Genomic DNA, 26,082 nt, shown 5'->3' on the forward strand with positions numbered 1-26,082 from the left:
CAACGGGCAAGAACCAGAAAGACCTGTGCCGATTACTCAGAGCTAGAAATTAACGAAACTCCGCCAAATACGCCCGCAACTCATTACCAAAAGCCGCCTGAACTCCCAGCCGCTTCAACATCCAGTAATGCCCCGCAATCATCCGGTCAATAAAAATACTCTCCACCGGCGGTTTGAAAGAATCCAGATACTTAAACACCGTACTCGTCTTGGCTGCCACATCCTTATGCAGTCGCGCCTCACCAAAATCGTAGGGTTGCTCAGACTCAAACGGCACAACCAAAATATCCCGCCACATGGCGTAATAGGCCTCATCAATCGCCGGTTGGCTTTCGACCCGCGCACCCAAATCGATCAAATACTGGTCCAGCGCCTTATAATCCTGATCTAAAGCAGCCGTCACCGCATTGCGGTAAGCCCGCACAATCTCCGGCTTCAGCTTTTTCACACAGCCAAAATCGTACATCACAATGGTGCCATCTGGCCGGTAAGCAAAGTTACCGGCGTGTGGGTCACCGTGAATGCACTGAAAACGAAACAATTGATCAGCCATCGCGGTAAAAATGCGGTGGCCGATCAGATTGATGGTGTCCTGGTCGTAACGCTCTGGGGTGATATCACCTACGTGGTCACCTTCCTCCAGCTCCAGAGTCATCACGTGGCGGGTTGAATGGCTGCGCACCACCGCTGGAATAACCACCCAGCGATCGTTGCGATGAAACTCGCGGAACACATCAAGATTGCGGGCTTCGTTGTCGTAATCCAGCTCTTCGTGCAGGCGCTCGCGGATTTCACCGAACAGCTGATCTACCGATTCCTTGGGCATTTTCAGCAGGCCGCCCAGCTTTAGAGCCAGGCGGAGCTGCTTGAGGTCGGAGTCACAGGATTCATCAACACCCGGGTATTGCACCTTCACGATAACATCGGTGCCATCGTGCATCCGCGCCCGATGTACCTGGCCGATAGAAGCTGCCGCGTAAGGTGCTTCCTGCAGGTACTCGTAAAGCTCGTGTACTGGTTTGCCCAAGGCGGTTTCAATTTGCTGGCGAATCACCTCGAAGGGCATGGGCGGCGCTTCTTTTTGAAGCTTTTGCAGGGCGTCAGAAAATTCACGAGGTAGAAAATCTTGGGTTTGCGAGGCTATTTGGCCCACCTTCATGGCGGCGCCTTTCATTTCCCCCAAAGTGTCGGTAATACGCGCCGCCATGCGGCTATAGCTTTCGCTGCGGGCCCCTTCATCATTTTCACTACTGAAGAAACTGCGCGCCTTTTGGCCAGCAAATTGTCCGGCCACGGAGGCAGTCATACCTGCGAGTTTGAAAAAACGACCACTGCGGGTGGTAACCGGTTTTTTTGCCATGCCAGATATACGCTCCTAACCAAAAAACGATTCAGCGTCGCTACGTTAGACCACGCTGAGGGTGTTGTCTAAAGCTCGTTTTATATCACTCTTTAAATCTCTTTCTAAATCTTTTTCTAAACCACTCTGGTCGATACCGACAGGCGATCTTCCAGCGTCAGTTGCAGGATTTGTCCGGATTGCAGTGGTCCGACACCTTTGGGCGTGCCAGTCAGTATTACATCCCCGGGTAACAGAGAGAACTGTGTACTGATGTGGGCAATCAGGGCCACCACCGGAAACAGCATGTCGGCGGTGTCGCCGCTTTGCTGGCGCTCGCCGTCTATATCCAGACTGAAGTGTAGGCGGCGCTTGTCCAGATCGCTGGCTGGGACAAACGGCGTGAGTGGGCAGGCGCGATCAAAACCTTTAGCCCGCTCCCATGGGTGCCCCTGCTTTTTAAGACGGCTTTGCAGGTCACGGAGGGTTAAATCCAGCGCCAGGCCATAACCCAGTATCGCCGCTTCTGCATCGCTGGCGGAGGCGTTCGTCAGGGGTTTGCCAATCAGCACTGCTAATTCGGTTTCAAAGTGCACGGCGCCTTGATCCCGCGGGAAGTCCAGAGGTCTGGTCAGGTGTACCGCGGCGGTGGCGGGTTTTATGAACAGCAGGGGCTCGGTCGGGACCGGGTTGTTCAGTTCTTTGGCGTGTTCGGCATAGTTACGGCCGATGCAGACAATTTTGCCCAGGGGCAAATGAATAGGGGTTGCATCGTGCCAATGGTGCTGATAATTCACGATAGTATCCTCCTTGAGGGCGGCTTATTCTCCCTCGAATGAGCATACAGTATAAACCGTTAAGCCTTCGGCTCGCAGCTTGTCAGAACCGCCCAGGTCGGGCAGATCAATCATCGCTGCGACTTCTACAATTTCGGCGCCAATCCTGCGAATCAGCCGGGAGGCGGCCAGCATCGTGCCACCGGTGGCGATCAGATCATCGACCAGCACCACTTTGTCGCCGGGTTTGAGGGCGTCTTTGTGCAGCTCCACCGAGGCGGTGCCGTATTCCAGTTCGTAGTCTTCCACTAAGGTATCAAACGGCAGCTTGCCTTTCTTGCGAATCAACACCAACGAGGCGTTCAGTTCATACGCCAGAGCAGAGCCAATGATAAAGCCACGGGCATCTACCGCAGCAATCGCGTCTATATGCTGGTCGTGGTAGCGGTGTACAAAGGCATCAATCAGTTTGCGAAACGCGGTTTTGTTCTGCAGCACCGTCGTGATGTCGCGGAAAGTGACACCGGGTTTCGGCCAGTCCGGAACCGTGCGGATAGCCTGCTTGATGCTCTGGGAAAAGTAATCCATGAAACCCCTGCCTTACGCCCGGGCGCCGCTTACGCGACATCCAGGAAAATGAATTTAAGAATAAACACCAGAGCGATAACGACCACGCTCAGATTGAGATCAGACCAACGACCGCTTAGGGCTTTCAGTACCGCGTAGGTGACAAAGCCCAGGGCGATGCCGTTAGCAATCGAGAACGTCAGCGGCATCATCAGCGCGGTGACGACCGCCGGTGCGGCATCGGTCACATCGTCCCAGTCGATCAACTTCAGCCCACTGGCCATTAGCACGGCGACGTACAACAGCGCTGGAGCGGTGGCGTAGGCGGGGATAATGCTGGCAATGGGTGCCAGCACCAGGCACGCGGCAAACAGGCCGGCGACAACCACCGCCGTCAAGCCGGTGCGACCACCCGCGGCTATACCGGCAGTGGATTCCACGTAGCTGGTGGTGGTAGATGTGCCCAGAACAGCACCCGACATGGTGGCTACGGAGTCTGACATGAGCGCGCGGCCCAGGCGTGGCAGTTTGCCATTTTCGTCCAGCAGGCCGCCACGTTGGGCGGCGCCGATCAAGGTGCCAGAGGTGTCAAACAGGTCAACAAACAGAAAGGCAAAAATAACGCTGATCATGCCGACGTTAAACGCGCCGGCCAGGTCTAGCTGCATAAAGGTGGGGGCCATGCTGGGCGGTGCTGAAAACAGGCCTTTATATTCAACCATTCCGGTGGCCAACGCCACCAGGGTTACGGCAATAATGCCGATCATCACCGCGCCAGTAACGCGGCGGAACGACAGCGCGCAAATTAAAATAAAACCGCCAAAAAACAGCAGGCTCTCGGCCGCTTTGACGTCGCCCATACCCACCAGGGTGGCTGGGTTGTCGACCACAATGCCGGCGTTTTTCAGGGCAATTAACGCCAAAAAGAAACCGATACCGGCAGAAATGCCAAAGCGCAAAGACAATGGTATCGAGTTGATGATCCATTCCCGCACTTTGAAGATACTCAGCGTAAAGAATATCAAACCCGACAGAAAAACGGCGCCAAGAGCCACTTGCCAGGTGTAACCCATGCTGCCAACCACGGTGAAAGAGAAAAACGCGTTCAGGCCCATGCCCGGCGCCAGGGCAATCGGGTAGTTGGCCCACAGGCCCATAATCAGCGTGCCGACAACGGCCGCCAGGCAGGTGGCTACAAACACCGCACCAAAATCCATACCGGTGGATGACAGAATGCTGGGGTTAACCACGATCACATAGGCCATGGTCAAAAAGGTGGTAATACCGGCAACGACTTCTTTGCGGACGTTGGTGCCGTGGGCCTGGAGTTTAAACAATCGTTCGAGCATGACGGGGGTCTGCCTCACAGATGCTGGGATTTCGGGAGTCGGTCTGATTGGAAAAATCGGGCTGCTTAAAAAACGGCAATGTTAACGCCTGGGGGCTCTCAGGCCAAGGGGTGATTGATCTTGCCCGCAGTTCCAGTAAAAACCAAGAACCTATTATTCGCTGTGAGGCGTGGTTAACCAGACAAAAGCCGCAGGTGAATGCTCCCGGGCGGTGCGTTGAGTTTCTCCCAGCGGCTGCCTGCCTTCTGGGTGCGTTGATTTTTTTCGGTACCATTCTTTAGAAATTGTCTTTAACAAATGAGTCTTTAAAAATCGTCTTTAATTAATTGCGCTTTAACGTATAGAGCCTTAATTTATACAGCTATTGAGTAATAGAACAGGCTATAGATCGTGTTTATTTAGTTGAATAAGAAAGATTTATTTGCTTCATGGATTGACTGTGTTTAGCTTGAGGGCAACCAAAAGGGGGGTAAAAATTTGCCCTGTCAGAATCAAGCAACGACATCGTATGGGAGTTTCTGTGAAAGCCATTCTCTGTAAAGAATACGGCCCTGCTGACAAGCTCGTAATTGAAGATGTGCCGAGCCCTACAGCGAAAGGCCGTGGTGTTAAAGTGCGCGTAAAAGCAGCGGGCCTGAACTTTCCTGATACGCTTATTATCGAAGGCAAATATCAGCTCAAGCCGCCCTTGCCGTTTTCTCCTGGCGGCGAAATGTCCGGTGAAGTGATTGCAGTGGGAGAAAAAGTCACTCGTTTTAAAGTCGGCGATCGGGTTGCGGGCTTGACCGGTTATGGCGCTTTTGCTGAAGAAGTGATTGTGCCTGAGCGTAATTTGTTGCTCTTGCCAGACGGCATGAGCGACGAAAAAGCCGCTGCATTTATGATGGTTTACGGCACGTCCTATTACGCTCTGAAGCAGCGCGCGAACATTCAGACTGGGGAAAGTCTTCTGGTTCTGGGCGCCAGTGGTGGTGTAGGGCGGGCAACGGTTGAATTGGGCAAGGCCATGGGTGCCCGTGTGATTGCTGCCGCAAGCTCGGCACAGAAGCTTGCAGTTGCCGAAGCCGCGGGTGCGGATGAGTTGATCAATTACACGGAAGAGCCCCTTAAAGACGCCGTAAAGCGCCTGACCAACAGCAAGGGCGTCGATGTAATTTACGACCCCGTGGGTGGTGATTACACGGAGCAGGCACTGCGAGCCATGGCCTGGAACGGCCGCCATCTCATTATTGGTTTTGCCGCGGGCGATATCCCGAAAATTCCAGCGAACTTGATGCTCTTGAAAGGCTGCTCTGTCGTCGGTGTGTTCTGGGGCAGCTTTACCCAGCGAGAACCGGAAGCGAGTGCCCAGAACATGATAGAGCTGATGAAGCTCTACGCCGAGGGTAAAATTGATCCGAAAATCAGCGAGGTTTTCGAGTTTGAGGATTACGCCAAGGCCCTCGGTGCCCTGACTGAGCGCCGTGCTACTGGTAAGGTGGTCCTTAAAGTTGGGTTCTGAGTCCTTGTAGCCTGGCGTTGTTAAACAGCCGTTGAACTTTGCTGCTGATTCTCTAAGCTAGGCCGCGGTCCACTATTTCCCATTCGGAGCTTTATCCCGCCCATGAGCGAGCAAACTTACAACGCCGATGCCATTGAAGTTTTAAGCGGTTTGGACCCGGTGCGAAAAAGGCCGGGGATGTACACCGACACCAGCCGCCCCAATCATCTTGCCCAGGAAGTGGTCGATAACAGCGTGACGAGGCTCTGGCCGGCCACGCAAAGCGCATTGATGTCGTGCTTTACAGCGACGGCTCACTGAGTGTGAAGACGATGGCCGGGGCATGCCGGTGGATATGCACAAGGAAGAGGGCGTGCCGGGGGTAGAGCTGATTCTGTCGCGGCTGCACGCCGGCGGTAAGTTTTCCGAGGGTAACTACAGTTTTTCCGGTGGCTTGCACGGGGTAGGCGTGTCGGTGGTCAACGCGCTGTCGACGCATCTGGAAGTGCTGATTCGGCGCAACGGTCAAGTACACCGGATGACGTTCGCCAACGGCGATAAAGTGACTGAGCTGGAGGTCGTCGACAGCTGCGGCAAGCGCAATACCGGTACCCGGCTCAAATTCACACCGGACACTAAATATTTCGACTCGGCCAATTTCTCGGTCAGCCGCCTGCGCCACAATTTACGCGCCAAGGCGGTTTTGTGTCCTGGGTTAACGGTGACTTTTAGCCAGGAAAAAACCGGCGAGAAAGACGAGTGGTGTTATCAAGATGGCCTGCGGGACTATTTGCGTATTTCCTTGGCGGGCAGCGAAGTGGTGCCTCTTGAGCCGTTTACTGGCAGTTTTTCTGGCAACACAGAAATCGTGGACTGGGCCATCCAGTGGTTGCCTGACGGCGGTGACGCCGTTGCCGAAAGCTACGTTAACCTTATTCCAACCGCCCAGGGCGGCACCCATGTCAACGGTCTGCGCACGGGCCTGCTAGAAGCCATGCGTGACTTTTGTGAGTTTCGCAGCCTGCTGCCCCGTGGTATCAAGTTGTCACCGGAGGATATCTGGGAGCGGGTGGTTTATGTGTTGTCATTCAAGATGCAGGAGCCGCAGTTTTCCGGCCAGACGAAAGAGCGCCTGTCATCGCGCCAGGCTGCCGCGTTTATTTCCGGTGTGGTGAAAGACGCCTTCAGTTTGTGGTTGAATCAGCACACCGACGTCGCCGAAATACTGGCTGAGCTTTTTATCAGCAACGCCCAGCGCCGCCTGAAAGCGAGTAAAAAAGTAGCCCGTAAACGAATTACCTCGGGCCCTGCGCTACCGGGCAAGCTGGCGGATTGCTCGGGCAGTGACACCGCTCGGTCGGAATTGTTTCTGGTGGAGGGCGATTCCGCCGGTGGCTCGGCGAAGCAGGCCCGGGACCGCGAATTTCAGGCCGTTATGCCCTTGAAGGGCAAAATTCTGAATACCTGGGAAGTGGATTCCAGCGAAGTGCTGGCGTCGCAGGAAATTCACGACATTGCAGTGGCCATCGGGGTAGACCCGGGTTCGGACGAGCTGGCCGGTTTGCGCTACAACAAGGTTTGTATTCTGGCCGATGCCGACTCCGACGGGCTGCACATCGCCACGCTGCTTTGCGCGCTGTTTGTGAAGCACTTCCGGCCGGTGGTTGCCGCCGGCCACGTGTTTGTGGCCATGCCGCCGCTGTACCGGGTAGATCTTGGCAAGCAGACCTTTTACGCTCTGGATGAATCGGAAAAGCAGGGCATTATCGACCGCCTGGCAGCAGAGAACAGCCGTGGAAAAGTGTCGGTCACGCGGTTTAAGGGCCTGGGCGAGATGAACCCGCTGCAGCTGCGCGAAACCACCATGGCGCCGGATACCCGCAGGCTGGTAATGCTGACCATTGCAGACGGTGACGACACCGACAGCTGTATGGACATGTTATTGGGTAAAAAGCGGGCGCCCGATCGGCGTGCCTGGCTGGAAGCCTACGGTAATATGGCGGATGTTCCGGTATAAACTCGGGAAAATAGGCCCACCAAAAGCAAAACGACTTCGCTGACCTTCCGGGCCAGCTTCTTTTATGAAGGGTTCAGGGAAATCAGCGAAGTCTTAACAACTTACCCGGCGTGAGCCGTTGAAGTGTTGGCGTTGCCTTTAGTTATTGCTGGGTACAACTACGTGTTCGTCGAATTCAGGTTCCATAATAAAGCGTCTTTTTCTGTTTATTGGGGTGCAGTATGACCATCATAGCGCTGGGTTATTTTTGAACAATCCGTAAATGCCCTATACGGCAAATGACTTATGTCGGAAAAGGAGCGTGAAGCGCTATGAAACTGCGTAACAGTCAGGCGACTTATGGCCTGGTGGCGGTGTTTCTGCACTGGTTGGTGGCCTTAACCGTGGTGGGCATGTTTGGCTTGGGTTATTGGATGGTAGGGCTTACTTATTACGACGCCTGGTACAAACAGGGGCCGGATATTCATCGCAGTGTAGGCGTGTTGTTATTTATTGCCATGCTGCTGCGGGTTGTGTGGCGCCTGATGAATCCGCGGCCGGAACCGATGCCGGGTCATCGGCGTTGGGAGCTTGTCGCGGCGCACCTGGCCCATGGTTTGCTGTATGTCCTGCTATTTGTTGCCATGGTCAGCGGTTACCTGATTTCTACCGCCGACGGCTCGTCGGTAAGTGTGTTTAGCTGGTTTGATGTGCCCTCCATCACGGGTCGTATCAAGGGCATGGAAGACACCGCCGGTGTGGTGCATTATTGGGTAACCTGGAGTGTCGTCGTATTAGCGGGTATTCATGCGCTTGGTGCGCTTAAACACCATTTTATTGACCGGGACAATACTTTGCGCCGTATGTTTGGGCGTTGAAAATTTCCGGTACTGACATTTACCGGATGAGGAGTCTCTTATGAAACGATTATTTTTGGCATCGGCTGTGTCTCTGGCTCTGGTCGGTGGCGCTCAGGCCGCAGACCACTCCGGCACCTACGCTTTTGATAAAAAGGGTGCTCACCAGTTTATCAACTTCCGTATTTCACACTTGGGTTACAGCTGGCTGTACGGGCGCTTTAACGATTTCGACGGTCAGTTTGTGTACGACGCCGAAAATCCGCAGAACAGCTCGGTGTCGGTGTCCATCGATACCACCAGTGTTGACAGCAACCACGCCGAGCGCGACAAACACCTCCGCGACGAAGATTTTCTCTACACCGGTGAATACCCGCAAGCGACGTTCAAAAGTACCGGCATTCGTCTGGACGAAGAAGGAGAAGCTGATATTGTGGGCGATCTGACGTTGCGCGGTGTTACCCGTGAAGTCGTCCTGGATGTAGAAATGATTGGCCACGGCGCCGATCCCTGGGGTGGTTACCGCATGGGTTTTGAGGCAGAAACTGAGTTTCGGCTTGCTGACTTTGGTATTCCCACCAATTTGGGCCCGGCGTCAGAGGTTGTTACTCTGGAGATCTCGGTGGAAGGTATCCGCCAGTAATCTCCAAATAGCGAGTGCAATAAATCGGCGCAAAAAAATGGCGGAGCTGTGTGGCTCCGCCATTTTTGTTTAGGCTTTTGGTCAGCGGGCTCAGGCTTCTTTGTGGCGCGGTTCACTGCATTGGCACAGGTAGCGCATACGCCAGAACTGACCGACAAAAATAACCAGCCAAATCACCAGACCGGCCCACAGATACGCCGCCGGAACGCGGAAGCTGCCGCTGATGGCAAACTCCACCAACAACATCAGCACTAACGCTAGCACTGCATTAACCAACGCAGTCATCATGGCTTGCCCGCAGGCTTTCAGGTTTGGCTTCATAGTGGTCCGCTTAGGTGAAAGAAAAAACGGTCTTCTATTACTGCCGCGGAGCATACGATGATTACGGAAACCGCTCCATTCGGGAATTCCGCTATTGGAATTGGTATGTTCAGGCTCCGAGCCTATACCCGGAACTTGCCCGTCTGCTTCTCCAGTTCGCGGGCATAACCATTCAGCGCGTGGCTGGTCGCATTAATCTCTTCCGATCTGGCTGCGGATGAAGTTGAAAAGATAATCATTCGCATAAAAACGATAAACAGCGCTATGCTGCCCCCGAGTGCCAAAGCTATGGTCACCAGTATAGAGACAGAGCTCTCTGGCCTGATTGGTGTTTTCCTCGAATGCCAAAAGAAAACGGGAGCCATCCTCGGAATTTATTCGTGCATCGACATAAGACATCTGCGCGACCAAGCCAAGTTCGCCGCCAAGAAAAAGAAGACCTGGCGTGAGCGGTTTCTGGCGGAGATGGAACAGGTGGTGCCTTGGTCGCGGCTGCTAAAAGCGCTCTCGCCCTATTACTATCCCGCGTCCCGCGGCAAGCGAGGACGTCCGCCAATTTCCTTGAAGCGTATTCTGCGGATGTATTTTGTTCAGCAGTGGTATGCCCGGGCCGAGTGCGGCATGCTCGCGCGAAGGCACGATCGTAGACGCCATCATTATTGCCGCACCGCCATCTACGAAGAGCCGGGTCAAGGCACGGGATCCGGAGATGCGCCAAACTAAAAAAGGCAATGAATGGCACTTTGCTATAAAGGCTCACATCGTTCCAGCCGCCGGGTGTCCAGCCTGGCGGATTCGAGCATTGAACTGTGTATAGCGGGTCTGCGGCTAATGGTTGATCTTTAATAGTCGTAGATGGCGGCGGCAAAGGGAGCGTTGCTGCTATCCCGCACGCGCGTCTATGGCTGCCTCACGGGCAAAAGCGCGTCGATGCTGCCGCTGACTGATCAGAAACAGAGCGGCGCTGACAGCCAGCGAAGCCAGCAGTGCCACTGTGAAGGTCGTCATGGGCACCAGCTTATCCACCGTAAGCGCAACTACCACACTGAAGGCAACCAGGCTTAGCATGCCTTTTTGAGCAATGGTCACGGTTGCCCGTGCCACATGTGAGCCGTAACGCTCGTGAAGAGTCCAACCAATTGTAAATAGCCCTATGGGGAAGCCGACCAGCACTCCGGACAGCAGCGGGCCAGACTTGGCAGCAACGGTTGTCGCTATACTCACCAGCACCCCGGCCAATAAACCACGCAAAAGCAGGTCAAACCACCCCGACCTGGCAATCAGTTTGACTGCAATAACCACCAGTATTATGGCTCTAGACCCTTTTCCATTGCCTGAGCCGTGTTCAGCAATGCGGTGTCAGCACCATTGCGACCGACCAGCATAAGCCCACTGGGGACATCACCGGAGCGATGATTAGGTAAGGTGATCGCACACAAATCCAGCAGGTTTGCCACCGTTGGATTACGCAAAATCAACAGGTTCAGGCGCGCATAATCTTCGTCGGTCTCAAGCTCTGTCAGCAGCGGCGGCTCAATAGGAACAGTAGGCGCAAGCAGCCCATCGTAAGATGCAAGCCACTCATCGGCCTGTTTTATGCGCGCGGCCCGGCAGCGCACCAGTTCCAGATAGTCCGCGGCACTGATACCCGCGCCCCTTTCCATACGCATTCGCACACGGGGATCGTATTCGTCGCCATGCTGCTGCAACCAGTCCCGATGGATATGGTAACTTTCCGCCGCGGTAAATCCGCCGCCAGCCAGCAGTTCGGGAAGTGCATCCAACACCGGCGCTGGCGCCTCTACAATCTGGGCACCGCAGTCGCGTAATTGCTGAAGGCTGCGGGAGAAAGCGGCCGAAACCGCCACTGACACATCGTCCAACATGAAATTGGTGGGCACCACAAAGCGGCGACCGCGAAGGCCCACAGGCGCGCTGGGTTGCCAGCGCTGGCCAGCAAGCACCGCGTCAATACGAGCGCAACACTCAACGCTGCGGGCAATTGGACCGATGGAATCCAGAGTGTTAGATAACGGAAATACACCCTGCCGGGGTATGCGCTGCTGGGACGGTTTGAACCCGACCAAGCCGCAGAACGCCGCCGGAATACGCACCGACCCACCGGTATCGGTGCCGATCGCCGCAACCGCCATGCCCTGAGCCACCGCCGACGCCGCTCCCGACGACGAACCACCGCAGATGCGCCCGGGGGCCAGGGGGTTTGCCGGCGATCCATAGTGGGGGTTAAGCCCCAGCCCGGAATAGGCGAATTCTGTCATATTGGTGTGCCCGGTAACCACCGCACCCGCACTGCGCAAGCGGGACACAATCAGCGCGTCACTTTGCGCTATCTGCTTCCACCACTTGGATCCCGAGTGGGTCACTTCACCAGCCACATCAAACAGAGCCTTGAGTGCGATCGGCAACCCGGCCAGCTCACCCAGCGGCACGCCACCTTTTTGGAGAGCATCAATGGCCGCCGCTTCGGCTTTCGCGGTAGGATCAAAACGGGCTGTATACACCTGATTGCGAGGGTCATCGTGCAGATCGGCATTGGTCAGGCAAGCTTCCAGAAGAGTGCTTGCCTGCCATTTTTTCTGACCTATATCCGCCAGCAAAGAGGCCACCGTCGCTTTCCCCAAATCTACAGGAGCGAGGCCCGGCTGCTGCATCATTTCACCACCGATAATGTATTTGTGTTGTAGAAATGCTCGATTTTGCGGCCGGTTACCGGGTCCTCAAGCACCACACGGAAGGCTTCGGACGGGCGCACACCACCAATGACCGGCAAGGTGCCACAGAGCATGGCCTGGCCAGGAGCAAGCTGGGTTTGGTCCAGACCAAACCGGCGTAGGAGCTCCTGGGGATGTAACAACCCAGTTACGCCGCCTTGCTGATAAAGCACTTCTTCGCCATTGAACGTTGCGTAGGAGGCCATGGTCAGCTGATCCCAATGATCAATCACGCTTTCCAGCGTCCATACCTGTCTGCTCACCGGCTTGGCGCAGACCTGCTTGGAATGTGCCACTGACCAGGCTTCGGCTTCGCGGTCGGTATGGTCAGAGCCAATGCTAACGAGCGTGCCCTGCGGGGCTCCTATCAACACAACTTCTACTTCACCGCTGGATTCGCCACCCAATACCTGAACGGTCGCCGCCGTGGTTAGCTGATCCGCCGCTACCCGGTAGAACAAAGGCGTGCTGGAAGGCGGGGTTACACCAATCGCCTTGAGTTCTTCAATGTGCTCATCAATTCCCGCCTGCTCACGGCCGGCCCATCCGGCAATAATCAGCTCTTGGATGTCGACCTCAAGAGCTTCATCGGTATCTACCATATAAAATGTTGTCATGAACGAATCCTGTTATTGCTATTTATGGGTGAATAATCAGTTCAGTATTTCGGGCAGATACAAAGCCAGCGATGGGAAGGCGACAAGCAGCACGACCATAATCATCATGAAGGCCACGTAGGGCATGGCGCCAATCATTACATCGTTGAACGAGCCGCCCTTACGAACGCTCTGTACCACATACAGGTTGAGACCCACCGGCGGTGTAATCAAAGCCATTTCAATCAGCAGAATCAGCAAGATGCCAAACCAGACCGGATCAAAACCCAGGGCAATAATGACCGGTGCGACAATCGGGATGGTAATAACCATCAACGACAGGGTCTCGATGAAAAAGCCCAGCACTATGTACAGGCCAATAATCAGAAGCAGCGTCATATAAGGCCCAAGCCCGGCTGACTCCAGAAACGAACTCAGTTCCCGGGTGATCCCCGCTGAGGCCAGTACGAAGTTGAGAAAATACGAAGCGATGATAATCAACACAATCATGCCGGTTGTGCGCATGGTGCCCTCAAGAGCTTCCATAACCACACGGCCGCTGAGCTTACCCATGAATAAAGCAATCAGCAGCGCGCCTATAACACCCAGAGAGGCCGCCTCGGTGGGCGTTGCCCAACCGGCATAAATCGAGCCGACGACAATACCAAACAGCCCCAACACCGGAACCAGGCTGATAAGGCCGACAAAACGCTCGCGCCAGCTGTGATAGGTGCTAGGCCCGCCAAGCGATGGCCGCCACAGGCAAATCAACGCCGTGCCTACGGCAAACAGCAATGCCAGCAGCAAGCCTGGCACCAGCCCAGCCGCAAACAATTTGGGAATCGACGTTTCGGTCAAAAAGCCGTAAACAATCAGATTAATCGACGGAGGGATCATGATTCCCAAAGTGCCACCAGCCGCAATCGAACCGGTGAAAAGCTTGGGGTCGTAATTCATCGCCTTGCCTTGCGGAATGGCAACCGTGCCAATGGTGGCCGCAGTCGCAACACTGGAGCCTGACGTTGCGGAAAACAGCGTGGCAGTAGCAATATTGGCATGCAGCAAACCGCCAGGTAGCCAAGACAGCCAGCTTTCAAGCGCCCGGTAAGTGCTCTTGGCGATGCCGGTGCGAACCAGTATTTCGCCCAGCAATATAAACAGTGGGATTGCGATCAGCAGAAAGCTGTCGGAAGCCGACCACAGCACATCCCCCATCGCGTTAACCAGCGGGAAGGGAGAAAAGAACTCATCCAGAAACAGCCCCAGCACAATCAATGTGGCGGCAACCGGAACGCTCAAAATCAGCAGAACCAACAGAACAACCAGCGAAATAAGAATCATGAGGCCGTTTCCCTATTCTCTTCAGCAACCTGCTCATCCAGCGTTGGGCTGCCGGCAATTCTTTGCACGTCTTCCATGTTGCCGCTTAACAAACCAAACAGCACACGAAGAGATAGCAGAACAACAGCAAGGCCAAACCAGGCCAGGCCAATCAGCCAAAGCAGTTGGGGTATCCAAATAGGCGTGCCAAGAGGCGTATTCGCTCTGGCGCCCCCGGTAAATGACAGCTGGGTCACTTCAAACGCCGCACCAACAACCAGAATGCAAAAAAGCGCCAGAGACAACAGCGCAATGAGATCAAGCACGCTACGCACACTCGTGGGAAGCGTCAGGTACAGAGCATCGATGCGGATGTGAGCTTTGCGCATCAAGGTGTAAGCGAAAGCCCAACTTGAGCTGATGGCCATGATGTAGCCGGTTATCTCGGTCGCGTGAACACCAGACCGACCGAAAAACTGACGCGAAAGCACTTCTGTTGTTACCAGGCCGACCGTCAGAAGAATCAGTAAGCCTCCTGCCCGCGCCATCCATAACGAACCTGTGTCTACACCGACAAGTATTCGATCAAGACCGCTATTAATCTGTTGCAACATAGAATTCTCCAGGGCGAGCCAGGGCTGCACTAGGCAGCCCTGGCTCCATCAGCTAACCAACGCCTTATTTTTTTGCAGTAAGGCCAGTTACCTCGCCGATAGTCTCATTCCAGCGATCAACCCAGCGCTGATCAACACGGTTTGCCCAGTTGGGCAGCAATGTTTCTTGAAGATGGCGAGATACTTCGGTGAAGTCTGCATCAGTGGTTTTAACCAGAACCATGTCTCCAGGCTCGCCGCGCGAACACTCGCCCTGGCCGGTCAAGCAAGCGATGCCTTCGAGAGTCTCACCTACGGCAGACTCCCAAACCGGGTTTTCATAGTTGACCTGAATTTCATTCTGCAGCCATTCCTGAGTTTCCTCAGACAAGGACGCCCACTTTTTGCCGTTCATCGCGGTTATTACATGATCCCAGCCGCCGACAGGCAGCGGGTAAAGATGCGTGGTCACCTCATGCCAGCCTGAACTGTAACCCGAGAGCGATCCGGTCACTGCACAGTCAATAACACCACGTTGCAAAGCACCTGGCACTTCGCTGAAATTCAGGGTTATGCCTTCAGCGCCAATGGCTTGCAGAAACTCTGCCGTGGTGCGCCCGCTGGCGCGAACTTTCTTGCCTTTAAGATCCAGCAGCCCGTTAATTTCTGTATTGCAGAACACCACCTGGGACGGATACGGCACAATGGCAAGCAGCTTTGCATTGTCAAAACGCTCGGCAAAGGCATCGGTCAGAACGGGGCGATAGGCGTTAGCTATTTTCCGCGCCGATTCCACATCCGGAGCCATCATTGGCATATCGAGGCCTTCAAGCTCGGGGGCATCCGCAACCGCGTAATCCGCAACAGTGGAGGTTACTTCGATAACGTTGCGCGCCATCAAACGGTACACCTCACCGCCACCCAGGCCCATTTGGTCAAAGGTAGATACTTGGGTTGAGATGTTTCCAGCGGAAGCTTCGGGTACATGTGTCTCCCAAAAGGGTTTTTCAAAATTCTTATACAAAGAGAGGCTGCTCCAACTTCCAACATAGGCAATGCTGGTCTTGTCCAGGTTTTGAGCCATCGCCTGGGGCGCTGCTACCATCAGTGCGGCGGTAATTGCAGATGCAAGATAGGTTCTTTTAATCATTGCCACGTTCCTTTTTTCATTGTTGTAGGGTTAAAACAAAGTTATCTGACTTTCGGGGATATCCGTAACCAGCATGTGACCCGGGGTGTGAGTGATCGCAAATTCGATGCCCGAGTCCATAAGGATCTGCTGCGGCGTAACACCACAAGCCCAGAACACAGGTATTTCATCATCTGCTACCGAAACCGCGTCGCCGTATTCCGGTGACCCCAGATTCGCGATACCAATGAGTGATGGATCGCCAAGGTGTACCGGAGCGCCGTGGGTCTGAGGAAATCGCGTGGTAATTTGAATAGCTCGAATGGCCTCGGCAGCCTTGAAAGGGCGCATGGATACAACCATGTTGCCACTGAACCCCCCAGCCGGTTGCAGCGGAATCGACGTTTTGTACATGGGAATGTTGCGGCCTTCCTCTATGTGCCGCACCGGCACGCCATTTTGCAGCAAAGCATGTTCGAAACTGAATGAACAACCCAGGGCAAAGGTAACCAGATCATCGCGCCACACGTCCGCAACGTCGTTCTGCGTACTGGCGAATTTTCCATTGCGATAAACCCGGTAAGAAGGCACATCACGAGCAATGTCCAGATCGTCACCTAGCGCATTGCATTGCCTGCTTCCCGGCTCACTGACCGCTAGTACCGGGCAGGGCTTGGGATTTGCCTGGCAGAAACGCAGAAAACCATTGGCTTGTTCTTCCGGTAGTATGACCAGGTTAACTTGCACAAATCTGCTCGCCATACCTGCGGTCGGGCCAACATAGGAACCATTACGTGCAGCGAGCCTGACGTCATTTGGTCTTGAAAAAATTTGAGGGTGATCTGTAGCAACCATTTTTCTGCCCTAGTTTACTTTTCATTAAATTAGCGCAGAAACAATGATAAGTACAAATCGAATTTTAATATCAACTTTGATCGAAAAAACTGATCAGTTAGCGAAAGAGGGAGGTTTTTAGAGCGATTTCTGCGTCACAATTTTGAGCGAAAGGTCTGCCACGGCCCGCACAACATTGGCACCCGGAGCAGCGCAATAGGCCATATTGAAAATCAGATTGGGAATACTGGCCTCAACTTGAAACTCGCGGAGTTGCCCACTCGCAAGCTCTCTTTTGATAATTTCTTTGGGCAATGCGCTCACCCCGATCCCATCCAGAGCCATGCGGATGATGGTGGATAAAGACGAGCTAGAATGAATCTGAGCGGAATTGCTCATTTCATTGACCAGAGCGCGAATGTTTACGTGGGGTTCGCTCATTCTGGGGTAAGTGATAATCGGCAGTTTTGCCAAATCAAAAAGGCTTACGGGTTCAGGGGGTAACGTCAGTTTCGGGCTGACAACCCATATTAGCGGGTAATTATAAAACGGGGTACAAAAGAAGCCCTCCTGTTTCACTTCTCCAATCAGAAAGGCAATATCAATTTCTCGTTTTATCAGCTTCTCCGCAAGATTGACCGAAATATCAATATCCAATTCCAGGTTAATAGCTGGGTAGGTTTCATTAATTCGCTCTATCAGTTCAGGCAGCCAGGTGTATGCAATCGTTTCCGCAGCACCCAAACGAATGCTGCCCTTAATGGTGTCAGAGCTTGCAACGGCTTCCAGTAATTCCGCGTGGAGTTGCAGAATTTTTTCGGTGTAAAACAAAGCCTGCCGACCTTTTGACGTCAGTACTACATTGCGCCCCGAGCGGTCAAAAAGCTCAATACCAAGCTCATCCTCAAGGCCTGAAATGCGTGCAGAAATAGCCGGTTGTGACGCGTACAATTTTTTCGCTGCGGCTCGAAAACTGCCTAGTTTTGAAATCCAAAAAAAAGTTTCTAACGCCTTGATATTCAAAATAAAACTCTCTTTATCTGCCGATTAATTATCAGCGCGATGATCGCGCCAAGCATCTACGATGCGCTGCTCAGTTGGGCTGAGCGAAAAGATGCCTTCATGACCGAAGATGCGTCCAATATTATACTCTTTCTAAAGCCTTTCTCATTATATGCAGGTGAATAATTCAACCATTCACTTTTTATGAGATGGCTTAACGATCAATCGACCGAGCATAACTCCGTCGGAGTTTTACTATAATGAGAGTTTTCTAAACGTAATATTTTTAACCGCTATTTATCTTTTTCTGTAAGGGTTTAAATGTACTCAGTGAGTCTAGAGCAGTCACTTAAGGAAACGCTGATTAATTCCTCATTGACACAGTTTCCAGTAAAATAAGGGCTTCTGCCACTACCTTGACCAGGAACTGCCATGCAGCAAACGAGTTTCGCCCAAGCTAAATATTCTGCCAAAAGAAAGACCACTCGCCGTGAGCGGTTCCTTGCAGAAGTGGAGCACGTTGTGCCTTGGGCCAATCTTTTACTGGCACGGAGACTGAAGCGGTATCAGTGTGCCTAAACTCTGCCGAAAGGGCGGAAAATGCGCCAAAAAATGCGTTTTGTCTGCAGAATTCTGATTGTGCGTTGGGAAATTGATGAAATGCCGCCTGTTTGGAGAGGGCTATACAATTTTTTGAGCGCTTGGCCTTTGGCCAGGCGTCGTCTGGCCAAAGGCTTTGATGCGCGGAGCCACAGGTTATTGGTGTATCCGCGTGCTGCTCCATATAATGTTTCGCGCTAACGGGTCGTGATTATTCCGAGCGCACAGGGTAGCATCACGGGCTCCTTAAACATTAGGCAGTACGGGCAAAAAAGAGGCATCCATGCCAGAGTTTCAGACAACGGATGAAGGCTTTGAGCGGGTTGCGCTCAGGGACTATACGGAAAAAGCCTATCTTGACTACTCCATGTACGTCATTCTTGATCGTGCTCTTCCCAATGTCGGGGACGGGCTGAAGCCGGTTCAGCGGCGCATTATTTACGCCATGTCGGAACTGGGCCTGAAATCGACGTCCAAATACAAAAAGTCTGCTCGCACCGTGGGCGACGTGCTGGGTAAATTCCACCCCCACGGCGACAGCGCCTGTTACGAAGCCATGGTGTTGATGGCGCAGCCATTTTCATACCGCTACCCGCTGGTGGATGGCCAGGGCAACTGGGGCTCGCCAGATGATCCAAAGTCGTTCGCTGCCATGCGCTACACCGAATCCCGCCTGGCGCGATTTGCCGATGTGCTGCTTAGCGAGCTGGGCCAGGGTACGGCTGATTGGGTGCCCAACTTTGATGGCACCATGGACGAACCTTCGATACTGCCGGCGCGCTTGCCCCATGTGTTGCTCAACGGCACCACGGGCATTGCCGTGGGCATGGCGACCGACATACCGCCGCACAACGTGCGCGAAGTTACGGCTGCCTGTGTTCACCTGCTGAGCGCGCCCGATGCCACGGTAGAACAGCTGTGCGAATACATCCAGGGCCCGGATTATCCCACTCGAGCGGAAATTATTACCCCGCGCAAAGACCTGCTGCAAATGTACGAAACCGGTCGCGGTTCGCTGCGCATGCGTGCGCGCTGGGTGAATGAAGGCGGCGACTTGGTGATCACTGATTTGCCCCATCAGGTATCCGGTAACCGGGTGCTGGAGCAGATTGCCCAGCAGATGCAGGCCAAAAAGCTTCCAATGGTGGCAGATTTGCGCGATGAGTCAGACCACGAAAACCCCACCAGGCTGGTGATTGTGCCCCGTTCAAACCGGGTAGACGCCGAAGGCCTGATGGCGCATCTGTTTGCCAGTACCGATTTGGAAAAGCCTTATCGGGTGAATATTAATGTGATTGGTAACGATGGCCGCCCAGGGGTGAAAGGCTTGGTGCAGTTGCTGACTGAATGGCTGACCTTCCGCCGTGCCACGGTTATCCGGCGCCTGCAATACCGGCTGGATAAAGTGCTGGCCCGACTTCACCTGCTGGAAGGGCTGCTGATTGCTTATCTGAATCTGGACGAAGTAATCGAAATTATCCGCTATGAGGACAAGCCTAAAGCCGAGTTGATGGTTCGGTTCTCGTTGTCGGCGGACCAAGCCGAGGCAATTCTTGAGCTGAAGCTGCGCCACCTGGCGAAGCTGGAAGAGATGAAAATTCGTGGCGAACAGGATGAATTGGCTATCGAGCGCGACCACTTGCAATCCATTCTGGGTTCTGAGAAAAAGCTGCGCCAGTTGATTAAAACTGAATTACAGCAAGATGCCGAAACTTACGGCGATGACCGCCGTTCACCGATCGTAGAACGTGGCGAATCGCGGGCGTTTAGTAATATTGACCTGGTGTCCAACGATCCGGTCACCGTTGTGCTGTCTGAAAAAGGCTGGGTGCGAGCGGCCAAAGGCCACGATATCGATCCGCTGGGTCTGAGTTACAAGGCCGGTGACAAGTTTTCTTTGCAGGCACACGGGCGCAATAACCAGCAGGTTATTTTTCTTGACTCGACCGGGCGCGCCTACGCCCTGATGGCTCACAGCCTGCCGTCAGCGAGAGGTCAGGGCGAACCGCTGAGCGGGCACATCAACCCGCCGCCGGGCGCTCAATTCTGCGGCTTGCTGATGGGCGACAGCCAGCGCAAGGTGGTGCTGGTGACCGATGGAGGTTATGGCTTTGCAACCTCGCTGGGTGACATGCTGAGCAAGAATCGCAACGGTAAGACTCTGGTCAGTGTGCCTAAGGGTGCCCACCTTATGGCGCCGGTGATGGTGCCGGTGATGGCGCCTGAAAGCCGCGAAACCCTATACTTGGCCGCGGTGTCTAACGAAGGCCGGATGTTGGTGTTTCCGCTCACAGAACTGCCGGAACTGGTCAAAGGCAAAGGCAACAAGTTGATCAGTATTCCTTCGGCGCGGGTGCAGTCCCGTGATGAGTTTGTGGTAGCGGTGGCGGTATTCGCCCACAGCGACCAGCTCGAAATCCACGCCGGAAAACGCAAAATGAGCCTTCAGTTCAGCGATCTTGAGCATTATCTGGGCGAGCGTGGCCGTCGAGGCCACAAGTTGCCACGGGGCCTGCAGCGAGTTGACGGTATTGTGGTGGTGGCGGCAACCGGTGCGGCCCATCAACAGGAGCAAGCAGACAGTGAGTGAACTGGTTCTGATCAACGTTTCCGGGCGCGACAAGCCCGGCCTGACCTCCGAGATTACCGGTATCATGGGCCAGTACGAGGTGCGCATTCTGGATATCGGCCAGGCGGTGATTCACGATTACCTGACGTGGGGGATTCTGATCCAGATTCCTGATGCGTCGCACTCGTCACCGGTGATCCGTGATCTTTTATTTTGCTTGCACGCCCTGGATTTGCAGGTGCGGTTTGCGCCGATTACGCCCGAGGAATACCAACAGTGGGCTCAGGGCCGCAACCGCGCCTGCTACATTGTAACGTTGCTGGCGCGGGACATAACCGCCGAGCAGATTGCGCGGGTGTCGGCGATTACCGCGCGCCACCAGCTCAATATCGACAACATCACGCGCCTATCGGCGCGGCCGTCACTGAACGTGGATGAAAACCGCACTGCCTGTGTAGAATTTTCCGTGCGTGGTACGCCAGACAATCTGGCGCAGTTGAGAGCCGACTTTCTGCATCTGGCCAGCGAGATGAACGTGGATATTGCGTTCCAGGAAGATTCTATTTTCCGCCGCAACCGCCGCCTTGTGGTATTCGATATGGATTCCACCCTGATTGAAGCCGAGGTGATTGACGAGTTGGCGCTGGAGGCTGGTGTAGGGCCTCAGGTGGCGGCCATCACCGAGCGCGCCATGCAAGGTGAACTGGATTTCAGCCAGAGCTTTGCCGAGCGTCTTGCGCTGTTGAAGGGGCTGGATGAGTCGGTTCTGGAGCGGGTTGCAGCGCGCTTGAAGATGACAGAAGGCGCCGAGCACCTTATTCGAAGCTTGAAGGCGTTGGGTTACCGGACTGCGATTCTGTCGGGAGGCTTTACCTACTTCGCCCGCAACCTTCAGCGCCAACTGGGCATTGATTATGTTTACGCCAACGAATTGGAGATTGTGGACGGTAAGGTAACCGGCCGGGTGTCTGGCGCCATTGTAGACGGTGCGCGCAAGGCCGAACTATTGCTGGAAATTGCGAAAAAAGAACGCATTTCCCACGAACAAGTGATCGCAGTGGGTGACGGCGCTAATGATTTGCCCATGCTCAGCGAAGCTGGATTGGGCGTGGCGTTTCGTGCCAAACCCGTGGTGAAGGAATCTGCCCGCCACGCCATTTCAACACTCGGACTAGACGCCATTCTGTACCTGATTGGCTTTCGTGAAAGCGAAACCAATCAACAGGTGCAACCGCCACGGGACCATGACACAGGGCTATAACTAGTGCCTGGGGATCAGTTGTCGCTGAAATCGTAGGTCATTTCGGGCGTGGGCGGTTGTAAATAGTAGCCCTGAATGTAATTTACCCCGGCCTGCCACAGGGTTGCCAGTATGCCGGCGCTTTCTACCAACGGCACAATCGACAGCTTGCCGGCGCTTTGCAGTGACTGCACCATTTCCTTGAGATGTTCGCGGGCGTTGTGATCATTCTGCAGCTCCTCGGTAAACGAGCCGTCTATTTTTACGTAGTCGGTGTCGATATGGTTGAGCGCATGAAACGGGTTCAAGGCGCAGCCAAACTGGGTGATGGACACCTTGCAATGCAGCTGGTGCAGAGTTTTTGCGAAGTCCTTTGCCTGTTTTGTGAAATTATTGGCGTCGCATTCGCGGAGCTGGAATATCAGCGTGTCACCAGGCAGGCGTGCAGCTTTCAGAGCCACACTGAGCCAGGGTGTGAAGGTTTTGTCGTGCAGGGTTTCGGCGGTCACGTTCAGAAATAGCCGGGTGTTCTGGCCCTTCACACGGCGCGCAGCCAGTTTTTTTATGGCTTGCAAAAAGACCCAACGGTCGACCTTCATAGCCGTGTCTGTGGGCCCTAGGGGTGGCAAGAAGTCGTAGGGCGAAACCTCTTCGCCTTTGTCGTCCAGCATGCGTACGTAAACTTCGTAGTGTTCTTCATTTTCCCCGCGCAGATTGATAACAGGCTGGAATAGCAGGCGAAACTGATCGTTGTCCAGCGCACGATGTATGCCGTCTATGGCGGTGCTATCGTTGAGTATTCGGTGTTCGGCGGCATTGTGTGCCCGCACGCCGTTGCCGTGGGTCTGCTCGTTCTGTTTTTTCAGTTCGGCTGAAGCGCGGTGCGCGCGGGCCATCAACTCTTCGGCTTTGGGCGCCTTTTCGGTGACGGCCGCAACGCCGATACTCACGGTGAGCTGCACCGAGTGGCCGTCGACATCGAACAGCGAACCCTCAATGGCTGTACAGATTTTCTGTGCCAGGCTGACCATGTCATTTTCGCTGTACGGCAGGTACAGCAGTGCGAACGAGTCGTCACCCAGGCGCGCCAAGGTCATGTCTGCACCTACCTGCTCGCGCAGCAGAGTGGCCAGATCGCGCAGCAGAAAATCGACGCCTGTAATGCCAACGTCCCGCTTCAGCGGCGCGAAGTTATCCAATGAAATATAAGCCAGCGAGCCAGATTCGCTGCTGGCGCCGGCTTGGGTAATAGCTTCCGCTAGCGAGGCCATGAAGAATGGACGGTTATACAGGCCGGTAAGCAGGTCCTGATTACTGATTTGCCTCAGCTTTTCTTCCAGTTCTTCGCCGTTGTGTTCCGGCCGTAGCACAATCTGGGTACAGCGTTCGCCGTCAAAGGTAGCGGCTGATGCCTGCATATTGGCGGTCAGTTCGTGGCTGTCACTGCGCCGCGCGGTCACTTTTAGGCTAACCCGTTCGTTGCTTTGGTCGGCAAAGCCCTTGATCAGTTGGCGGTAGTCGTCTTGGCTCTGGCTGCCGAGGGTGTCCAGTACCGGGATACACATCAGCTGGTCGATGTCGTCGTAACCCAGAAACTCCAGATAGGATTCGTTGGCGTAAACGTGCATGCCTTCAATGACATAGGCAATGGCGTCTTTTGAGCTTTCCAACAGGCGTTGGCAGCGTTGTTCGGCTTCGCGCAGGTGAGATTCCAAAAGCCGTCGGCGGCGGCGCTCGTCAAGGTCCATCAGTTCGCGATTCACGACCAGCACCAGCAGCGCCTGTTCAGTGTAGGGTACTGTATCTTGTCCGCCGGCTTTAAGAACGGCCGTGGCGCGGGCCGCGTCGTAGTCATCGGTCAGCAATATGAAGGGAATGTCTTTGCCAAGCCGCCGCAACATGGCTAAGGCTGCGTCTACCGGGCATTCCTGTTCAGTGTCACGCGCCAGCATTATGTCCCAGTTGCCATTTTTGAGGGCCTCTTCGAGGTCTTCCTCGGAGGTAATGCGATGGGCCCGGGTAGCGCGACCGGAGTTGCGTAACAGGCTGATCAGGTTTTCCGCATCATTCAGTGACGGATCCAGAATAAGCATATGAACGGTGGAGGCTTTCTTCTGCATGACTCGACAATCTCGTGCTGCACACTGACGGAGCCGGGCCGCTGACAAAGCCCGGCTCTTGGATGAGTGTGAATGATGAAGAGGTTGCCGGGTAATAACAAGTCCGGCACGGGCGTGGCGCTGAATTGAGACAGACGGAGCTCTGATTACGCAATCAGGTCCAAGCGTTTGCGCGTATTACAGCGAGGGCCAGAGCGAATCAAATTCATCTTCGCTGGTAGCAGAACCGGGTCTATTGGTGCTGGTTTTAGCGTCAGGCCTACTCTGAAGTTTTATTTCAAATTGGTTGATGCTGCCGGTCGCTGTCATTTTTTTCAGCAGCTGGCCTTGTTCTTCCTGGTCATCAATCAGCAGGGTAATACGGTTTCCAGATTGAAAGGGCAGCCGCGGCACGATCAGCGTGGCAGGCTGGTTGATGACGCTGATTTCCGGCAGCATCAGCCCGCGTAAGTACTCGCTACTGTTACCCAGTTTCTGAATCAGGCGCACAGCGCAAGGTGTCGCCTTGGGTGCCTGTAGTTCAATACCAATCTGCGTGCCCTCGTTTTTAATCTGGCGAATCCAGCGAACCACGGCAACACTCCAGGGTTGTGAACTCTGCTCGCGTACGCCGAGAATTTCGCCTGTCTGCAGGCTGCTGGGTATTTGGCTGTCCCAGGCAATGCAAAAGCCGCCAGGGCTGGTATTGACCATCTTTGCGCGACAGGCGCAGGGCGCGTTTTTGAGTGCCGCACTGGCACGGGTCCTGGCGCTGGTGAAGTTGATAGGAGCATTGCCGGCCAACATGCCCTTGTCTCTGCTACCGGCATCGTGCGCGCCGGCCCAAGCGTCGTTTCTTCGAGTGGAGCTGCGGATAAACATGTTGTCTTCGGTGTCTTCCGCCTCGGGCTGTCGAGTGAAGTCGTTCAGGGTTTTGCGTCCCGCCATAAAATAGTGCACCGCGGTTAGCCCGACACACAGTTCGAGGCTGCCATGGTTGGTTACGCGGTTGAAATTGCGTTTGGCAAGCGTGCCCAGCGCCTGGGTGAGGTGCGCCAGCAGGGCATCATTGGTATGTGGAGGCAGCGTCAGTTCGCTCGCTTCTTTGTTATCAGCTGTTTGAGTGGCCTGGCTAATTTGGGCCGATAGGCGGCGGCTGTCGAAACTGAAAAAGTCGCCTTCTTCGGCGCTGCCCAGCAGGCCGCGGTATACCGGCGACTTGTCTGCGCGCATATTTACCACAAACAAGCTGTCACCTTGGGCGCCGGGCACGAAATCTGTCAGATCGGTCCAGGGTTCCAACATCGTAAAAAGCTGGCTCAGCTCCGTTTGGCGCAACTGGCTAGGGCGGGCGCAACCCAACAATAAAATGCGTTTGTAGGCATCGTCAATGCTGCTTGAATTGCGCTGGCTAAGAGTGGCATCGTCGACCTCAATAGCGGTTAGCTGGTGCGCGAGCGCAAATTTGTAAAGCTTATGGCAATCCAGCCAGCTGTTTGGGGGGGTAGGGCAGTAAAGCTGATACGCCCGCAGTATGGTGCCGGACAGCTCGGCAATGCTGCGGTGCATGGCGATGACCAGAACTTTGCGGTTTTTATCCGGATTGCCGGCATTCAGCAGTTCCATCACGCAGAGTTTGTAACCTCCGGACATGTGTAATTGCAGCGCCTGCGCCAGATTGGCGATTTTGCGCTGCTTTTCCGGCAGTGATACCGCGGTGCCGATGAAGTGGCGGGACAGTTCTGCGCACACAAAGTGAATTTTTTCGCGAATAAGTTCGAGCAGTTGCAAACGCTGCTGTGGCGGCAAAAAAAGCTGATTCAGTTCAATAATGGCGTGATAGAGTTGACGCGACACTTCGCCAATGTTGGCTATAGGCAGCAACCCCACCCATTGTTTGAAGGCTTTGGGTGCGGTGTCGCAGAACGAAAGGCTCGCGGTTTTTTGCTCCGGTACCCGGATATCTGGTTTCAGAGAGGTGCCTTCCATAGTGAGCGCCAGTGCGGAGGGGAAAAAGTGTGTAGATTCACTACGTAATGT

The 26,082-nt window shown here is 54.4% G+C and carries 20 protein-coding genes and 3 pseudogenes; 8 read left to right on the forward strand and 15 right to left on the reverse strand.

Annotated elements, in window-relative coordinates:
* Positions 1-49: 49 nt before the first annotated feature.
* The 4 genes from MELB17_RS12435 to MELB17_RS12450 all read right to left on the reverse strand — a co-directional run bounded on the left by MELB17_RS12435 (position 50) and on the right by MELB17_RS12450 (position 4,031).
* Positions 50-1,360, reverse strand: a complete 1,311-nt coding sequence (locus MELB17_RS12435) for an ABC1 kinase family protein (RefSeq protein ID WP_007350597.1) — start codon at positions 1,358-1,360, stop codon at positions 50-52.
* 116 nt (positions 1,361-1,476) lie between these two features.
* Positions 1,477-2,136 carry a fumarylacetoacetate hydrolase family protein gene (locus tag MELB17_RS12440; protein WP_007350598.1) on the reverse strand — a complete coding sequence of 220 codons (660 nt, stop codon included), beginning with the start codon at positions 2,134-2,136 and terminating at the stop codon, positions 1,477-1,479.
* A 24-nt stretch (positions 2,137-2,160) separates the two neighbouring features.
* On the reverse strand, positions 2,161-2,703 hold the full coding sequence (locus MELB17_RS12445; RefSeq protein WP_007350599.1) for an adenine phosphoribosyltransferase: 543 nt from the start codon (positions 2,701-2,703) through the stop codon (positions 2,161-2,163).
* Positions 2,704-2,732: 29 nt separating this feature from the next.
* Positions 2,733-4,031: an NCS2 family permease gene (locus tag MELB17_RS12450; RefSeq protein WP_007350600.1), complete on the reverse strand. Its 1,299-nt coding sequence runs from the start codon at positions 4,029-4,031 to the stop codon at positions 2,733-2,735.
* A 520-nt stretch (positions 4,032-4,551) separates the two neighbouring features.
* Between MELB17_RS12450 and MELB17_RS12460 the strand changes: the two genes are divergently transcribed.
* The 4 genes and pseudogenes from MELB17_RS12460 to MELB17_RS12475 all read left to right on the forward strand — a co-directional run bounded on the left by MELB17_RS12460 (position 4,552) and on the right by MELB17_RS12475 (position 9,007).
* Positions 4,552-5,532: an NADPH:quinone oxidoreductase family protein gene (locus tag MELB17_RS12460; RefSeq protein WP_198136486.1), complete on the forward strand. Its 981-nt coding sequence runs from the start codon at positions 4,552-4,554 to the stop codon at positions 5,530-5,532.
* Positions 5,533-5,634: 102 nt separating this feature from the next.
* Positions 5,635-7,528: pseudogene (gene parE / locus MELB17_RS12465) on the forward strand (DNA topoisomerase IV subunit B).
* Between the two features lie 311 nt (positions 7,529-7,839).
* Positions 7,840-8,385: a cytochrome b gene (locus MELB17_RS12470; RefSeq protein WP_007350605.1), complete on the forward strand. Its 546-nt coding sequence runs from the start codon at positions 7,840-7,842 to the stop codon at positions 8,383-8,385.
* A 40-nt stretch (positions 8,386-8,425) separates the two neighbouring features.
* Positions 8,426-9,007: a YceI family protein gene (locus MELB17_RS12475; protein WP_007350606.1), complete on the forward strand. Its 582-nt coding sequence runs from the start codon at positions 8,426-8,428 to the stop codon at positions 9,005-9,007.
* A gap of 90 nt (positions 9,008-9,097) precedes the next feature.
* Here the strand turns inward: MELB17_RS12475 and MELB17_RS12480 are convergent, their stop codons facing one another.
* Entirely contained in the window at positions 9,098-9,328 is a 231-nt protein-coding gene (locus MELB17_RS12480) for a hypothetical protein (protein WP_007350607.1), read from the reverse strand.
* Positions 9,329-9,712: 384 nt separating this feature from the next.
* Here MELB17_RS12480 and MELB17_RS12485 point away from each other — a divergent pair.
* Positions 9,713-10,091 (forward strand): annotated as a pseudogene (locus MELB17_RS12485) (IS5/IS1182 family transposase); the annotation flags it as partial.
* A gap of 119 nt (positions 10,092-10,210) precedes the next feature.
* Here MELB17_RS12485 and MELB17_RS12490 read toward each other — a convergent pair.
* The 8 genes from MELB17_RS12490 to MELB17_RS12525 all read right to left on the reverse strand — a co-directional run bounded on the left by MELB17_RS12490 (position 10,211) and on the right by MELB17_RS12525 (position 17,555).
* Positions 10,211-10,552 (reverse strand): hypothetical protein, encoded by a 342-nt coding sequence (locus MELB17_RS12490; protein WP_157133291.1) that lies wholly within the window; start codon positions 10,550-10,552, stop codon positions 10,211-10,213.
* A gap of 83 nt (positions 10,553-10,635) precedes the next feature.
* A complete protein-coding gene (locus MELB17_RS12495; protein ID WP_007350611.1) occupies positions 10,636-12,003 on the reverse strand; it encodes an amidase in 1,368 nt (455 codons plus the stop codon).
* A complete protein-coding gene (locus tag MELB17_RS12500; RefSeq protein WP_007350612.1) occupies positions 12,000-12,677 on the reverse strand; it encodes a DUF2848 domain-containing protein in 678 nt (225 codons plus the stop codon). The genes MELB17_RS12495 and MELB17_RS12500 overlap by 4 nt, the downstream gene beginning before the upstream one ends.
* 36 nt (positions 12,678-12,713) lie before the next feature.
* Positions 12,714-13,997, reverse strand: a complete 1,284-nt coding sequence (locus tag MELB17_RS12505; protein ID WP_007350613.1) for a TRAP transporter large permease — start codon at positions 13,995-13,997, stop codon at positions 12,714-12,716.
* On the reverse strand, positions 13,994-14,590 hold the full coding sequence (locus tag MELB17_RS12510; protein ID WP_007350614.1) for a TRAP transporter small permease subunit: 597 nt from the start codon (positions 14,588-14,590) through the stop codon (positions 13,994-13,996). The genes MELB17_RS12505 and MELB17_RS12510 overlap by 4 nt, the downstream gene beginning before the upstream one ends.
* 64 nt (positions 14,591-14,654) lie before the next feature.
* On the reverse strand, positions 14,655-15,719 hold the full coding sequence (locus MELB17_RS12515; protein WP_007350615.1) for a TRAP transporter substrate-binding protein: 1,065 nt from the start codon (positions 15,717-15,719) through the stop codon (positions 14,655-14,657).
* A 30-nt stretch (positions 15,720-15,749) separates the two neighbouring features.
* The gene (locus MELB17_RS12520) at positions 15,750-16,553 is read right to left on the reverse strand and encodes a putative hydro-lyase (RefSeq protein ID WP_036184670.1); all 804 of its coding nucleotides are present in this window, start codon (positions 16,551-16,553) and stop codon (positions 15,750-15,752) included.
* Between the two features lie 117 nt (positions 16,554-16,670).
* Positions 16,671-17,555 (reverse strand): LysR family transcriptional regulator, encoded by an 885-nt coding sequence (locus tag MELB17_RS12525; protein ID WP_007350617.1) that lies wholly within the window; start codon positions 17,553-17,555, stop codon positions 16,671-16,673.
* Between the two features lie 411 nt (positions 17,556-17,966).
* On the opposite strand from MELB17_RS12525, the pseudogene MELB17_RS25635 reads away from it, so the two are divergent.
* The 3 genes and pseudogenes from MELB17_RS25635 to serB all read left to right on the forward strand — a co-directional run.
* Positions 17,967-18,077: pseudogene (locus MELB17_RS25635) on the forward strand (IS5/IS1182 family transposase); the annotation flags it as partial.
* Positions 18,078-18,417: 340 nt separating this feature from the next.
* Positions 18,418-20,724: a DNA topoisomerase IV subunit A gene (gene parC, locus MELB17_RS12535; protein WP_007350618.1), complete on the forward strand. Its 2,307-nt coding sequence runs from the start codon at positions 18,418-18,420 to the stop codon at positions 20,722-20,724.
* Positions 20,717-21,964, forward strand: a complete 1,248-nt coding sequence (serB, locus tag MELB17_RS12540) for a phosphoserine phosphatase SerB (protein ID WP_007350619.1) — start codon at positions 20,717-20,719, stop codon at positions 21,962-21,964. Before parC ends, serB begins: the two co-directional genes overlap by 8 nt.
* 14 nt (positions 21,965-21,978) lie before the next feature.
* Here the strand turns inward: serB and MELB17_RS12545 are convergent, their stop codons facing one another.
* Both MELB17_RS12545 and MELB17_RS12550 read right to left on the reverse strand, forming a co-directional pair.
* Entirely contained in the window at positions 21,979-24,063 is a 2,085-nt protein-coding gene (locus MELB17_RS12545) for an EAL domain-containing protein (protein ID WP_007350620.1), read from the reverse strand.
* 177 nt (positions 24,064-24,240) lie between these two features.
* Positions 24,241-26,031, reverse strand: a complete 1,791-nt coding sequence (locus tag MELB17_RS12550; RefSeq protein ID WP_007350621.1) for a hypothetical protein — start codon at positions 26,029-26,031, stop codon at positions 24,241-24,243.
* Between the last annotated feature and the right edge of the window lie 51 nt (positions 26,032-26,082).

The sequence above is a fragment of the Marinobacter sp. ELB17 genome (genome assembly GCF_000169375.1).
Lineage (GTDB): Bacteria > Pseudomonadota > Gammaproteobacteria > Pseudomonadales > Oleiphilaceae > Marinobacter.

Bases quoted from the DNA above. Each gene is read 5' to 3' on its own strand.
- MELB17_RS12450 (WP_007350600.1), bottom strand. From the start codon at position 4,031: ATGCTCGAACGATTGTTTAAACTCCAGGCCCACGGCACCAACGTCCGC.
- MELB17_RS12520 (WP_036184670.1), bottom strand. From the start codon at position 16,553: ATGGTTGCTACAGATCACCCTCAAATTTTTTCAAGACCAAATGACGTC.
- MELB17_RS12545 (WP_007350620.1), bottom strand. From the start codon at position 24,063: ATGCAGAAGAAAGCCTCCACCGTTCATATGCTTATTCTGGATCCGTCA.
- MELB17_RS12470 (WP_007350605.1), top strand. From the start codon at position 7,840: ATGAAACTGCGTAACAGTCAGGCGACTTATGGCCTGGTGGCGGTGTTT.
- MELB17_RS12495 (WP_007350611.1), bottom strand. From the start codon at position 12,003: ATGATGCAGCAGCCGGGCCTCGCTCCTGTAGATTTGGGGAAAGCGACG.
- MELB17_RS12445 (WP_007350599.1), bottom strand. From the start codon at position 2,703: ATGGATTACTTTTCCCAGAGCATCAAGCAGGCTATCCGCACGGTTCCG.
- parC (WP_007350618.1), top strand. From the start codon at position 18,418: ATGCCAGAGTTTCAGACAACGGATGAAGGCTTTGAGCGGGTTGCGCTC.
- MELB17_RS12550 (WP_007350621.1), bottom strand. From the start codon at position 26,031: ATGGAAGGCACCTCTCTGAAACCAGATATCCGGGTACCGGAGCAAAAA.
- MELB17_RS12475 (WP_007350606.1), top strand. From the start codon at position 8,426: ATGAAACGATTATTTTTGGCATCGGCTGTGTCTCTGGCTCTGGTCGGT.
- MELB17_RS12435 (WP_007350597.1), bottom strand. From the start codon at position 1,360: ATGGCAAAAAAACCGGTTACCACCCGCAGTGGTCGTTTTTTCAAACTC.
- MELB17_RS12510 (WP_007350614.1), bottom strand. From the start codon at position 14,590: ATGTTGCAACAGATTAATAGCGGTCTTGATCGAATACTTGTCGGTGTA.
- MELB17_RS12505 (WP_007350613.1), bottom strand. From the start codon at position 13,997: ATGATTCTTATTTCGCTGGTTGTTCTGTTGGTTCTGCTGATTTTGAGC.
- MELB17_RS12515 (WP_007350615.1), bottom strand. From the start codon at position 15,719: ATGATTAAAAGAACCTATCTTGCATCTGCAATTACCGCCGCACTGATG.
- MELB17_RS12480 (WP_007350607.1), bottom strand. From the start codon at position 9,328: ATGAAGCCAAACCTGAAAGCCTGCGGGCAAGCCATGATGACTGCGTTG.
- MELB17_RS12500 (WP_007350612.1), bottom strand. From the start codon at position 12,677: ATGACAACATTTTATATGGTAGATACCGATGAAGCTCTTGAGGTCGAC.